Origin of the sequence: Sphingobacterium sp. B16(2022), from assembly GCF_012030425.1 — a bacterium.
Classification (GTDB): Bacteria; Bacteroidota; Bacteroidia; order Sphingobacteriales; family Sphingobacteriaceae; genus Sphingobacterium; species Sphingobacterium anhuiense.
Genome location: NZ_JAAUVN010000003.1, coordinates 691115 through 705349, shown reverse-complemented (window position 1 = coordinate 705349; position 14235 = coordinate 691115). Strand labels below are relative to the sequence as shown.

The following is a 14235-nucleotide window of genomic DNA, read 5'->3' as shown; positions in this document are numbered from 1 at the left end:
GATGCAAAAGAGCCAATTATTGATCATAATTGGCTCTTTTGCTTACTTTATTTTTTTTTGCCAATATTTGTTGCTGATAAGCGCTCGGTCGCATGCCCACATTCTTAAAGAAAAAATCGGAAAAACTGCTTACCTCGCTATAGCCACAATAAGTGGCTGTTTCACCTACAGTGTACAGGGCTAACTTTTCTTTCGCTTTTATAATAATAAGTTCGTGCAGGTACTGTTGCAAAGTCAGGCCAAAATACTGTTTGTGTACAGCAATGAGCCGTTTGTGCCCGACACTGAATTTTTCAGATAATCCACTTAGTGATAGATTGCTAAATTCTTGACTAACGAGGTCTTGTATAGCGCCTCGTACACGTTTAGCAAGATCTTCACTTGGATCAAGCCATTCATAACTCGTAAATTGTTTGAACTTAGCAATGTCAAATAGGATATAGAGCATTTTGATTATCTCGGCTTCATGACCGGGATGGTAATGAAAAAAAATCTCTTCTAATCGCTGGATCTGATAACTCGTTTTTTCTTTGATAGGCCAGATCGGGGTCTGGAATAATTTCTTTTTATCCCGTAATCTTGCGGTTCTAAATTCATAGAGAAAGCTATGTGAGGGAAAGATGTTAGCCCGAATAAAACCTACATCAATTAATAAACCATAGACAAGATAATGACCGTACTGCAAGTGGACGGAAAATTTTCCTTTCGGTACATAGGCGTACGTGCCATGTCCACCTGGTAGCTGAATATGATCTTCGCTCTTGTTGTTTTTGATAATAATTTGACTAGGGGATTTGAAAGCATAAAGCAAATGAAAATCTGATTTTTCTGTTTTAAGTGGCAAGATACAGTCTGCTTCAGCATATGCTTCAATGCGGTAAAGGAGTACTGAATGATAGTCCAGATACATGTCCACAAGCTGGAGACTTTCGGTTTGGTGTTTAACTGTAGTAACATCAGGATGCTGTGGCAGAAAGTTGTGCATTGGTCCACTGAATTGTGCAACTTCGGGTATAGGAAAGTGATAGGTTTTGATCATTGATTAGGTGGTTAGTTTATAGTAATTAGATTATAGTATTTAGTAATTAGAAAGGGTAGACTTTTCCGTTACTTGTTAAAAAGTTAGAGGATTAGTAGGTTAGAGAGTTAGATTACTTCGTACCTCCTTTCGTTGTATTGATTGTCTCTGTCGCGATGGGCACCTGCAGCTTTGGCTTGGAGCGTTCAAGAGGTTTTATATTTGGCTTGGCGATATTCAATAAGGGATGTTCCCAGGCACAGAGGTTGTACCAGATCATCAATAAGGCAAAATGGAGCAAACCCATACTCAGGGCTATGCCGATATGCATCAGGATGATACCATTGATAATGAGTGGTCGAAATGTTTTTTTTATGTATGCCAGTGGATAGCAGAGTTCCAGCAGTATGGTGATGATGCCTAAAAGGATCCAAAGATATTCGTAACGATAAGCAGATAATGGGACCGAAAAGTAGCTGGCACCAATAGGCTGGTGGATCGCTTTCCATACCGCTTCGCCATTCCACCAGGTTTCGCCAAAGGCTTTACCGAGTCCTGCAAAGAAATAAACAACGATGAGCTGTAAACGGAAAAATGTGGTGCCAAGGTTTGTCAACCCTTGCCTTTTTAGTTGTAATGCTTGCCGGCCTCCAAACAGTAAACTGAAAAATAAACCTGTCTGCGCGAGATAGTCGACCCCATAACTCCACACACTGTTAGCAACAAAAAAGCTGTAATGTAAGATGAAAAGGCTGAGTGTAGGAAGAAATGTGTACGAATGAAAACACATGAATAATCCACTCAGGATGTATAATGCTGCAAATACATAGATCAGATCGGTGTTGATGATGAACATAGACCAGGGTAATTGATATTGCTGGATATGACTGGCTGATAAGAGATGATGCGAATAGAGCAATTCCAAATCTGGCCATAGCTGTATCATCTCGAGGCTCAATAGTAGTCCGATCCCTTTGGGCAACAGGTACATGCCCCATAGAACCGAACCATCAGAGGTGAGTTGTACTGCTTGTGCTTGCATACTGATAAAGCGAAACGTAAACGGTTTTTTGATGGTGATCTGATCGAAGTGCTGCTAAAGTTGGCGTGAGCTTGGTTATTAACGTGCTCACAATGCTATCTGAGGGGTATTGTCTTATAAGTTCTTCGGTAGCTAGCTGTACGGCAAGGCGTACACTTTCTTTCGCTTCTTCTTGACCTTTTTCTAAAAATATCGTACTCATATCGAGAAAACTTTGATAACGAATCCGCCCGGTTTCAGTACGGATGCCGGGCGAATTATAATAACTGTTGACCTTATTGGACTGGCAATGGAAATGTATCTGGTAGCTATTGCCTACAGATGGGCTGTAAAATGCATATCCGCCGTGAATACCTGTATAGGAAGCGTAAAGACCTAAAAAGTGCGCATCTATCAGTTTACTAAATAGGACATGCAGATATGTGAATTCTTTTGACTTTGGAAGATGCTTATACAGATGCCCAAAATTGGTGTCAGCGACGATACTGAAGTGAATAGCACATAGGCTATACAGTAACCTTCGGGTCCAACGTTGTTTCATAGGGTTTTGATGAAAATCTTATTGATTTACTTAATGTTTTTAGGTTTATCAGCGATGGTGAAAATTTTGGTTTTGAGTCCATCTTTTATCGGCTCGTCCAATGTCGATAGTGCTACAGTTACGATAGGATCGGCTTTCGCAGGTGTCTTTTCTTTTTTTGTCAAGTGAACTATACTGATCACTAAAGCAGTGGCTGCCATGATCGTCAGGTTTTTGTTGTATTTCATCTTCTAGAATATTGATTTGTCGGAGATCAATATCCCTAATTTCATCTATCAATTAAATAGTAACTATTTATATACTATGTTATACTATTTTTCATTGTTTAAATATTTTTTATTACATTACGGGTTAATAATTATATTTCCAGTTATATTACACTTATTTTATGAGTCTACACCGCGTTATTATTATTGATGATGAGTATTTGGTGCGTTGCGCAATTGAAGATAAATTGATTGAAACGGGATTATTTGAAATCACTGGTTCGTTTGATAGTGTATCACAGGCGCATAAGTTTTTAAGAACACAAAACCGCCTGTTAGATTTCATTTTCTGTGACATCGAGATGCCTGATGTCACGGGTTTAGAGGCAGCAACGCTATTAAAGTCGTACTGCTTTTATTTTGTCTGCTGCACAGGACATCAAAAATATACAGCGGAGGCATGGAAGCATTTGGTGGATGCCTTTTTGGTAAAACCGATCGCAGATGATCTGCTCCTGGCATTGGTGGATAAATATCGTCGTATGATGCGAAATGCGGGTAAACCTAAATTGGACTATCTCATGATGGATCAATTGCCGGAAAATAATCAGCAGGAAATGGGTAAGCGGGTGCGTAGCTTCATCAAGATCATGATCGGTGATGTGAGGTACTTACAGAAATCGGGTAATTATCTGTATGCCTATGGTCAAAATGAAAAGGGTCTACTGGTTAAAATAGCAAGAACGGCGAGTACCGTTAAGGATTTTAAAGAAAAATATTGGTTTTTAGAAAATCTGATCTGTATCAATCAATCTGAGATTGTTAATATGGACTATGTGAAACATTACGAAAACGAAAAACTGACTGTTGGCAATGAGATCCTTGTAGTCTATAATCTGGGAAAGAAGGACGTCGCTTCCTTTTTTGCAAAGCATGACCCTAATTATTAATCTGTTAATTCTTGCATGCATAGACAGCGAAAAACATATCTTATTGGGGAATGCTTGCTTGCGGGGGTTTCCATTATATTTTTAGCGATCTACTTTTATTTGGTAGTACCCGGTTATTTCAATGGTACGTTGGATTTTGTTTTTTTATGCCTCACGTATTTTTCGCTATATTTTAGTTCACGCTATATTCTTTTACCATTCGTATCTAAACTTTACCGACCTCATATCGTTTTCTTGGCTATCGGTTTTTTAGTGCTCTATGCGCTGATTCTTATTATTGTATTAGGTGGGAGCTGGTTATGGGGTGGATTGGAATGGTCCGAAGGTGAATGGGATATCCAAAATTTTTGGCATGTATTTGTGATTTTCCTCTTGCCCTCCATCGTTGGGCTATGTATGTATATCTGGAAGGTTGGATACGGTGACTGGAAGTTGCTGCAAGAATCGACGATGCTGTATGATCTGCTACTGAAAGCGTATTCATTATTGAAAGTGCAGTTGCTACAGCAAGAGCTTTCGCCACATTTTCTCAATAATACGTTGACCATCATCCAGCCATTGGTCCGCCGTGATCCTCAGGCTGCCATAAATGCAATGGAAAGGTGTAATCGGATTTTTAGGTTTTATATGATGCATCACGGTAAAAAACTGATCGCTTGTCAAGATGAACTGGATCAGGTGGAACTGATCCGGCAGATTTATGAACTGCGAAAAGGGAAACCTATATCTCTGCAGATTAGGGGAGATGTGGCTTTTGTTTCTTCCATTTTGGTACCGCCCATGCTCTTGATCAATCTGGTTGAAAATGCTTTTCAATATGGTGACTTAGATAATCGGGATTTTCCTGTTTGCATTACGGTTGGATTAAAAGACGAAACTATTGTTATGCTGGAAGTGATAAATGGTCTTTCTCAGACATGCAGGGTCTCAACGGGTACAGGTACCTCTCAGCAGCGAACTAAAGATCTTCTCAAGCTATTGGACCCAGAGTCGGGTGTTATGGAAATAGAGATATCTGCCAAGATCTACAGGGTGCGTATAGCGTTTGATATGGATGTAGCCAGTAATCATTAACTACTACTATGGTAGTAGTTAATGATGTTTTTTACGTACAACTACTACTCTAGTATTAGTTGTTGAATGGAACGATGCTCTGCCTTTAGTTTCCATCGTTATCTTTAATTTCTATCTTATGATTTAGCATATCACATTGCAAAGAACCGTTTTATTGTAGACAAGTAAGTTTTTAGTACTGTTTGAGGGTGACCTTAAAAAGAAGTACTTTTTAAGGTGAGCTTATAGTTCTTGTACTTGTTTTAAGGTCAATTATTGAGCTCACCTTAAAAATGGGTATTTTTTAAGGTGAGTATGTAGTTCTTGTCTAGCTGTAGTTAGTTTTTAATTATTATCTTAAATGTAATTATAAACTTTACCATCCCGTTGGGATATTTCCATTGTTTTTAGGGGCTTGGCGGACCTTTGAACTTTTTTTGCTTTCTAGGTCTAAGAAATTGCCCTACCTGTGCGCTGATGGTCTTTACTCAATAGACCATGAATTAGGTATCTTGTTACATACACTTATTGATAAAATATCAAAACATACATGGAAAACAGATCCTACAGTTAAGCACTATTGATTATGATAACTGTAATAATGGGTCTTTTCTTTTAATTATGCTTTTCTGATATTATCCTAGTGATATGATTTTTTTTTGACTCTTGCATTTTATTACGTACTTTCAAGTAAGAATTACACACTAAACTAAAAATACACTAAAGTAGCATAGCAAACCAATTTGATTTCGAGTAATTTATGTTTTAAACATAAAAACGATTTTGCTAAATTAAAATGTCATTTTTTTCGTCTTTTTTATTTTCGTGAATCTGTAAATTGGGGCGGTTAATCTGAGATTATATTCATTCAAAACGCACCTCCATACCAATGTAATACTTTTAAAATATTAATTATAAACAGAACGATTGTGTCAATTTGCTAAATCGTTTTATTAACTCAATAACTAGATATATGACCAAAGTAGATTTAAAAACAATGGCGCATTTGAAAGGAAAATCCAAGCTGTTTTTCTCGCTTATTGTCCTGGCTTCTACCATCAAGCAAGCCCAGGCTAATTCTAAAACTGTTTTTGAGAACAGTTTATTTAAGGAATCAATTACAAACCAACAGCAGCTTCAAGGTAAAGTAGTTGATAGTGACGGTAAGCCAGTTGCAGGAGTTACAATTGCTGTAAAGGGGACTTCCAAAAGTACCCAGTCAGACGCATCGGGTAATTTCTCTTTGGAGGCTAAGTCTGGAGAGGTGCTGGTTGCGACTTCCATCGGCTTTAAAGCGAAAGAAGTCACTGTTACAGGTTCCAATGTCTCCATACGAATGGAAGCAGATCAAAGTCAATTGGATGAAGTGGTTGTTGTCGGTTATGGTACGCAAAAATTGAAAGAAGTAACATCATCCGTCGCACACGTCAGCGCAGATCAATTTCGCCAAAGCGGGGCAAGAAATCCTCTGGATTTGATACAGGGTAAGGTAGCTGGTCTACAAGTTTCCAGGAGTGGATCCAATCCAAATTCTGGAGTAGCGACCCAGCTGCGGGGTGCGATTTCTGTTACGGGTAGTGCGAGTCCTTTATTTGTTATTGATGGAATACCGGGGGGTAATCCCGATCTGCTGCAACAGGATGATATTGAATCTGTCGATGTCTTAAAAGACGGTTCTGGTGCTGCAATTTACGGAACAAGTGCAAATGCAGGCGTCATACTTATTACGACAAAAAGAGGAAAGCCTGGCAAGGCTAAATTTAATTATTCCAATTATCTCCGAAAAGAGTATGTCTATAATAGGCCTGATTTTTTAACTCCCCAAGAGTTTAGGGACAAGATCGCATCGGGAGAGATAAAACAACCGGATTTCGGACATTCAACAGATTTTTTTGATGATTTAATCAACAAGGATAACTTTTCACAAAATCATAATCTGTCCATGTCTGGTGGAAATGAGTCAACGACCTATCGTGGTAGTGTCAATTTTCGAAATCTGGAAGGTATTGCAAAAGAAAATTCAAGAAAGGAATATACAGTTAGGACCAGTATAAATCAAAAGGGATTTAACGATCGATTGAACGTTTTGCTCAATATGGCTACCAATACCAATAATGCGAACTTGCTGGGCGGTGGAGGATGGGAGAGTGAAGTTACCAAAAACCCGACACTTTCAAATTTTAATGACGATGGATCTTATCGTTATGACCGGACAAGTACAAACGAATTTGCACGATTGTTTACCGAAACGAGCTATCGGAAACAACAAACGTCGTCGTTGGATGGAAAAGCAGATCTTGATATTATGGAGGGACTAAAGGCCAGTGTTTTTGGTTCGGTGCAACGTAATTCTTATATCGACGGCGCCTATCGTGCTTTAGACAGTGAGGCGTCATTAGAAGATCAAGATTATCCCGGTGGTGGATATGCTTCCAAATCCAATTTGCTGAATGAGCGGTATGCTTTTGAACCCACATTACAGTATAATACAAAAATTGCAGATAAGCATGGATTGACTGCTTTGGCGGGGTATAGTTATCGCTATGAAAAGGAGGAGGGGCAAAGTGCTGATAATAGGGGTTTTATAAACGATAATTTTCATGAGGATAATCTGTCGGAGGGACAGGCACTCAGGGATGGCCGTGCCAATATGGACAGCTATAAGAATGACAATACGCTGATCGCTTTTTTTGGAAGGATAAACTATACTTTCTCAGATAAATACATGGCTCAGTTTATTCTCAGACGTGAAGGATCATCCAAATTCGGGGCGAATAACAAATGGGGAAGCTTTCCTGCAGTCTCTGTTGGGTGGAATATCAGCAATGAAGATTTTATGAAGGATGTGGATTTTATCAATAACTTGAAATTGCGCGCCGGATATGGTGAAACCGGAAATACGGGTTTTGCCAATAACGCATCTCGGCTGACTTTGGGCGGTGGCGGAAAATATTTGTTCCCGGATGAAACCTATCGGGAAACTTATGGACCCGATCGCAACCCAAACCCGAATCTAAGATGGGAAACAAAAAAAGAGACGAATATCGGAGTTGACTTTACGATGTTTAACAATAAACTTTCAGGGTCTATTGATGTATTTCAACGAAAAACAGTCGATCTTTTAGATACTTATACCACCCCGCAGCCGCCATATATTAGAAATAATATATATTCAAATGTAGGTACGCTTTCCTCAAAAGGGATTGAATTGGCATTGAGCTATCGCGCCATTGATCACGATAATTTTAAATGGAACATGGATTTTACGGCAAGTACATTGAAAAATGTATTGGATTCTTATTCCAATGATGTGTTTACCGTGAAATATAAAACATTCGGATCTATTGGTGGTGCTGGAGCTTTGGGTGATGCTTTTACGACTTACGAGGGGCAGCGTGTTGGCCAATTTTTTGGAAAACGATTTGCAGGCTTTGACGACGACGGAAAATGGTTGTTCTATAATCGAGATGGTGAGGCTGTAAGAAACGATGAGATCAATAATTCAAGAGATGATTTAAATTCTTCTGACTTGGCGGTATTAGGAAATGCTGTACCCAAATATTATGTTTCCTGGACAAATAACTTCTCGTACAAAAATTTTGATCTGCGCATTTTTATGCGCGGAAAATTTGATTATGACATATTGAATACGACAGCACTCTCGTATGGGAATAAGGTATGGTCAGGAAACCTGTTGCGTGATGCCTTCACTAAATATAAAGATATAGACGACACGTACATGTATTCTGATTATTATCTGGAAAGTGGAAGTCATCTGAAAATCGATGAAGTAACAGTGGGGTACCGGTTTAAATTAAAGAATGAAAGCTGGATAAATAACTTACGCGCTTACTTGACCGTTCAGAATCTGGCGACCATAACCGGATATTCGGGCAATGATCCTGATTTTGTTTTGGATGCGGGATTAGGGAATGAAGTTAATGGACAAAGTTTAGGTATTGATAGTAGAGGTCCTTACCCGAATACAAGGTCGTTTTTGTTTGGTTTAAATTTTAGTTTTTAAGTGCTATGAAAAATATTGTTAAGATTTTAATGCTGGCATGTTTGGTGAATTCGTCAAGCTGTACAAAATTGGATGAAAATGCTTATGATGTAATTGTCGCGGATGATTTTTATAAAAATAAAAATGAAGTTATATCTGCTGTACTGCGGCCTTATACCCATGCCAATGCGTGGATATCGCCATCTGGACAGGATGGATGGTGGCGTCCTGCCGAATTATCTGCCGATCAATTGGCCTGGCCAACCAAAGGGCGTCACGGAGAGGACGGTGGAAAATGGAAGCGACTGCATTATCATACCTGGACAGTCGACGAAGGTGGATTAAATAATGCATGGGTATTAATGTATTGGGGGGTAGGATTATGCAACAGTCCGATCGATATTCTTGAAAAATCCGATGTTTCCACCATGGGAATTGCCGAAGAGGAGAAGAAGCAATATATTGCCGAGCTTAAGCTTTTAAGGGCACTGCACTATTTAAAGTTAATGGATTTATTTGGAAATATACCCATTACAACCAAAGCACCGAGTTCGGCAGAGGAGCCTTTACCGGCCCCTTCTTCTACTAAGGAAGTATTTGAATTTATTGAAAAGGAAATTTTAGAGAATATTGGTGCTGCACCAAAATTGTCGAAAAGTATGCTTGGACGTGTTTCTCAAGCTGCTGGTTACGCCATGTTGGTCGAGCTGTATCTAAATGCTGAAAAGTGGTATGGACAACCACGATGGGATGATTGTATCGCTGCAGCTGATAAACTGATAGCAGGTGCAGCAGGCGGATTGAATGGTGCCATGGCGCTGGATCCGAACATACAAGATTCGTATGTGCCGACAAATGATATGTCCAAAGAAACCCTGTTTTCTATTGCATACGATTATCAAAAGGCCGATTTTGAGCCTGGTTTCCCAAGTGAATTTTATCACTTTTTGCAGAGCGAGATTTACGGTGGCGGAAGAAATGGTAATAATGGTATTGTCGTCATTCCAGGGGTTTTTAGTCAGTACAACGAAAAGGATCTGCGGAAAAAGGAGTGGTTTTTCAGTGGTCCGATGGTTAAGTTTGCCGACGGTAAAATTGTTGAAGGATCGGAAGAATATAAGGGAGAACAGCTTGTCTTTGTTGACGCTATTCGAAGAGCAAAGTCTGGAGGGACGTCATCAACCATGAGCGATGGTGAGGAAAACAGTGGAATCCGATTCAATAAATATAAACTCGGTAATTCGATTGATGGAACTGTCGACGGCGTTAAAATCCCTGTCAATGATCAGTACAACAATACGGACTGGAACGTTTATCGTTTGAGCTGGATTTATTTCGCGAAAGCAGAAGCGTTGATGCGTAAAAATGGCGGTGTTGCTTCTCAAGATGCGGTCGATTTGATCAATGCTTGCAAAAAACGGGCATTTTCTGATCCAGATTGGACAAAGGAACAATATACGACAGCAACATTGACACTGGAAGAGCTCCTAGCTGAACGTGGACGTGAGTTTATTTTCGAAGGCTTCAGAAGGAGAGATTTAGTTCGTTTTGGCAAATTTCATTCAGCAAATTGGTGGGATCATAAACCGACAGCTGAGACCAAGATAATATTTCCGATCCCTCAACAACAGATAACGATGAACCCGAATCTAAAACAAAACCCGGGTTATTAATGAATAAAAGTATAGTGGCTATCTTTTTGAGTCTATTGTGCTTTTATACTGCTAGCAGTATATGATTTATGTGTTGTTGAAAGACGGCATAAAAAATGGCGATGTATTTTCACTTTTAGAAATACATTGCCATTTTTTATGCTTACTTGTTTTAGTTTCTTACCATCCACCTGTTGCATAAATTGAATGTAATCAAGAGCTTTCTGTAAAGTAGAACAGATCTTTACTCATTATTTAATTAGTCACTGTGTGACTGTTTGCCAAATAAAAGCCATCTCAATTTATCACTTAGTCGAGTTAAGGAAGCCGTGAGCAGCGACATGGCTATCACTTCCTTGCTCATTACTGCGTTACTCGTTTCATAGTTTTTTAGCGCTTGTTCGAAGGTGGCCTTAAAAAGAGTTGCTTTTTAAGGTTGAGTCTGTAGATCTCATATTTGTTTTAAGGTCAGCTTACAGTTCTTGTACTTTTTTTACTTTGTCATTATGTTACTGCGTGACTCATCACTGTGTTACTTATTTAAAAGTCAGGAGGTGAGGAAGTTAGATGGTTAAGAGGTTATATGGTTATTTGGACAGAGGTTTAGTAGTTAGATAGTTAGAATATCATTATTGCTTTCTTGTTTAAATGTTAGAAAGGTAGTTAGTTTTTAATTATTATCTTAAAGGTAATTATAAACTTTTACCATCCCGTTGGGATATTTCCATTGTTTTTAGGGGCTTGGCGGACCTTTGAACTTTTTTTTGCTTTCTAGGTCTAGGAAATTGCCCTACCTGTGCGCTGATGGTCTTAACTCAATAGACCATGAATTTAAGTATCTTATTACATACACTGATTGATAAAATTGAAAAACTAACAGAAGCTTTACTACTGATCTGTAAACTGCTCTCTCTACTCACCGCTGCTTCACGAGGCAAAAAAGCCGAAACTAGGTCGCTGTCTGAACGCAAGCTTTGGACACACCTTGATGTGATGCGTTACCTGAATATAAGCCTCTCCACCTATAAAAGACGGGTGAAGGAAGGTCTGCTTAAACCCATGACACTGACCGGGGACGACCGCTACTTTGAAGAAGATCTGACCGAGGCTATGGAACGAAGCCGCATAAAGGGTAAAGTTTAATGCTGCCGTTTCGCGCTATGGCACAAGGTCAATGACGGTGGCTTTACCTATTTCGCAACAGAGGGAAATGCTCTATGCAGTCGGGGAATCTACATTTTTATCAGACAATTTCATTTAATTGCCCTCCAGTATCATGTTGATCCTGGTAATAATCAATTTATTCATGAGGTGCCGATGGTGCGGATGGAAAAAATGAAAATGACGCGTAGGGAAATCAGACGCTCTTGTAAAATAATAAGATGGACGGGCGACATTACACTTTTTCTCTTGGGCGATGCCGCTGTTATAGTTGCCAGATATGCTGCGCCATAGTGCGAAACCTGCCTTTTTTTGAAATGCTCATATCAAATAAGATCAAATGAAATCAATACGACTCAATCTAGCTCAAAACTTCATTTTCGCTCGGTATCAAGATATGTTTGTCTTATTAAATAAGCTCGCGAGGAATATTTAATGTATTAGTTAACAGGTTTTTAAATGAATAGACTAATGGGTTAGAATAGTTTATTCAAGTAATTAAATGAAACATTATGGCAACAAAAATGAAGGCCCTGATCGGGTTTGCGAAAATGAGAGACGATGAATTGGTGATGTCCTGCAGAACAATAATCGGTGCAATGACCGGAAATCCCAAATACCCTAATCCGACGCCTGATCTCCTAGATCTGGAGTCAATTTTGGAAGATTTTATCACTAAGCTTGCGGTATCTAGAAAAAGAGGATCGCCCGAAGATACTGCGCTTAAAAATGAAAGCCGGGAACCCTTAATCGTTGCGCTGCAACAGTTGGGTTATTATATAAACGGTGTGGCACAAGGGCATCTTTCAACCTTGCTTAGTTCCGGATTTCCAACGAACAGTGCATCGTTCGGTAATCAGGTACCGCTTAAAATCGATAATGTGAGACTTTCGGATGGCCGCCAATCGGGACAGGTAAAACTGGAGTTTGCTCCGCAGAAAATGGCAACCATCTATGAATACCGCTACCGGATCCGTGATGACTTTGAACAATTATGGGGTGATCGGTTTACGACGACCTCGTCGCGCGGCAATATCATTGCTCCTCTGGAAATCGGTAAATTTTACGAAGTGCAAGTACGTGCGGTCAACACGCAGGGTACTGGTGACTGGAGCGATGCGGCAAGTATACTGGTTCGATAGATGATAAAAGTAGTACGAGCGAGACAGGGGAAGCAAAGTACCCTGTCTTACATTTTTGTCGATGGAGAATTTATCTGTTATGCACTAGAAGATGCCATTCGCGATGTAAAAATCAAAGGGGAAACGGCAATTCCAGCTGGTCAATACTCTCTGATTTTGAATGCCTATGGTGCCATGAATGCCCGGTATAAACGCCTGTTTCCAGAGTTTCACAAGGGTATGGTCGAAATCGAAGGAATTCCTAATTATAGCTATGTCTATATCCATATCGGAAATAATATTGGTGATACTTCTGGTTGCATCCTGGTCGGTAACAGTTATGAATTGATCGATGGTGACTATGAGCTAAGGAAATCGAAGAAAGCATATATCTCTTTATACAAAATGCTGATCGACAAAATGGCATATGATGCAGTTTGTGTGCAAATTGATAACCAAATGCTAGACAGTAACGGAGTAAGCTAGTAACATAGTGATGATGTTAGAGAGTGAGAAGGTTAGTAAGTGTGAAAGGTTTAACTCACTAACCTCTAGCTTTCTAACCTTTTAAAAAAAACAATGAAAAAAATCATAAAAAAAATAAGCGGTGCTATACAGATCATCTTGCTGGCGCCAGTGAAGTTACCTGCTAAAGTGTTGAATGTCCTTAAATACATCGGACTTGGAATGGGTATTATTGAGTCTGTAATGGTAGAAGATGAAGAAGTCGCATCTGCGGCGAAAAATAATTCACAGGCACGCTCTTCAAATGGCCTTTTGGGTGGTACAGAAGATGATGTTGCCGGCGCTATAAAACCTCCAGATCGCATCGTAAAATATGACCTGGAAACTGGAAAGGAGATCTTGGATGAAACTGAATGATATCCGGATTTCGGCACTAGGGGGAACTATCTGCTCGATATGGGCAAGTTTTTCTTTTGGCGATCTTTTTCAGACAGCACTCCTCGCTGCGGTTGGGACAGTGGTGAGTTTTGTGACGAGTAGACTGTTGGGGACGTTAAAGAAACGCAAGTAATAGATAATGTAATGTTGCAATCAGCGACAAAAAAGTTATGTGTAACTTTTGTAAAGTTAATAAAAATTAATTTCAGTTTAATAATATAGCATAAATAAAAGGCATTCTCAATAGGGAGAATGTCTTTTGTGTTTAAAGTTTATATTTTGTAATTAAAGTATTATTATTTAAATAATCAATAATAAGAGGCGTGTATAATTAAAACGCAATGGCTAAGTTATAGAGCGAAGTATTATGTTTTCTGAGTATTGATCATGCAGTCAAAATCGGGTTACGAGTTGGTAAAATCCGATTAGATTTTAGTTTTTTATACGGTAAATTTGTGTCACAGGGTTTGTAACTAATCAATTACATGCCGATACTAGCCGTTCCTCTGTCTACTATATTAGTGTACGATTATAAATTGACCAATTGAATTAACCTTCTGATATACAGGTTTTCTATTTTTTTAA

Annotated in this window: 13 protein-coding genes; 9 read left to right on the top strand and 4 right to left on the bottom strand. The window is 39.1% G+C overall.

Annotated elements, in window-relative coordinates; genetic code table 11:
* Positions 1–16 precede the first annotated feature (16 nt).
* The 4 genes from HCX49_RS17320 to HCX49_RS17305 all read right to left on the bottom strand — a co-directional run bounded on the left by HCX49_RS17320 (position 17) and on the right by HCX49_RS17305 (position 2828).
* Entirely contained in the window at positions 17–1039 is a 1023-nt protein-coding gene (locus tag HCX49_RS17320; protein ID WP_168127753.1) for an AraC family transcriptional regulator, read from the bottom strand.
* Positions 1040–1151: 112 nt separating this feature from the next.
* Positions 1152–1964 (bottom strand): hypothetical protein, encoded by an 813-nt coding sequence (locus HCX49_RS17315; protein ID WP_168127752.1) that lies wholly within the window; start codon positions 1962–1964, stop codon positions 1152–1154.
* 64 nt (positions 1965–2028) lie between these two features.
* Positions 2029–2601 (bottom strand): hypothetical protein, encoded by a 573-nt coding sequence (locus HCX49_RS17310; RefSeq protein ID WP_168127751.1) that lies wholly within the window; start codon positions 2599–2601, stop codon positions 2029–2031.
* Between the two features lie 26 nt (positions 2602–2627).
* Positions 2628–2828 carry a hypothetical protein gene (locus HCX49_RS17305; RefSeq protein ID WP_168127750.1) on the bottom strand — a complete coding sequence of 67 codons (201 nt, stop codon included), beginning with the start codon at positions 2826–2828 and terminating at the stop codon, positions 2628–2630.
* A gap of 161 nt (positions 2829–2989) precedes the next feature.
* On the opposite strand from HCX49_RS17305, the gene HCX49_RS17300 reads away from it, so the two are divergent.
* The 9 genes from HCX49_RS17300 (at position 2990) to HCX49_RS17260 (ending at position 13783) form a co-directional block, all read left to right on the top strand.
* Positions 2990–3757 (top strand): LytR/AlgR family response regulator transcription factor, encoded by a 768-nt coding sequence (locus HCX49_RS17300; RefSeq protein WP_168127749.1) that lies wholly within the window; start codon positions 2990–2992, stop codon positions 3755–3757.
* Positions 3758–3772: 15 nt separating this feature from the next.
* Positions 3773–4831: a histidine kinase gene (locus HCX49_RS17295; RefSeq protein WP_168127748.1), complete on the top strand. Its 1059-nt coding sequence runs from the start codon at positions 3773–3775 to the stop codon at positions 4829–4831.
* A gap of 952 nt (positions 4832–5783) precedes the next feature.
* On the top strand, positions 5784–8834 hold the full coding sequence (locus HCX49_RS17290) for a SusC/RagA family TonB-linked outer membrane protein (RefSeq protein ID WP_237682837.1): 3051 nt from the start codon (positions 5784–5786) through the stop codon (positions 8832–8834).
* Between the two features lie 5 nt (positions 8835–8839).
* Positions 8840–10486, top strand: coding sequence for a RagB/SusD family nutrient uptake outer membrane protein (locus HCX49_RS17285; protein ID WP_132769721.1), 1647 nt, complete (start codon positions 8840–8842; stop codon positions 10484–10486).
* Positions 10487–11290: 804 nt separating this feature from the next.
* Positions 11291–11608 carry a hypothetical protein gene (locus HCX49_RS17280; protein WP_168127747.1) on the top strand — a complete coding sequence of 106 codons (318 nt, stop codon included), beginning with the start codon at positions 11291–11293 and terminating at the stop codon, positions 11606–11608.
* Between the two features lie 542 nt (positions 11609–12150).
* Positions 12151–12768 (top strand): fibronectin type III domain-containing protein, encoded by a 618-nt coding sequence (locus tag HCX49_RS17275; protein ID WP_168127746.1) that lies wholly within the window; start codon positions 12151–12153, stop codon positions 12766–12768.
* Complete coding sequence (locus HCX49_RS17270; protein WP_206368573.1) at positions 12769–13233, top strand: DUF5675 family protein; 465 nt, start codon at positions 12769–12771, stop codon at positions 13231–13233.
* Positions 13234–13326: 93 nt separating this feature from the next.
* Entirely contained in the window at positions 13327–13629 is a 303-nt protein-coding gene (locus HCX49_RS17265) for a hypothetical protein (RefSeq protein ID WP_132769714.1), read from the top strand.
* A complete protein-coding gene (locus tag HCX49_RS17260) occupies positions 13586–13783 on the top strand; it encodes a hypothetical protein (protein ID WP_168127745.1) in 198 nt (65 codons plus the stop codon). Before HCX49_RS17265 ends, HCX49_RS17260 begins: the two co-directional genes overlap by 44 nt.
* Positions 13784–14235 lie beyond the last annotated feature (452 nt).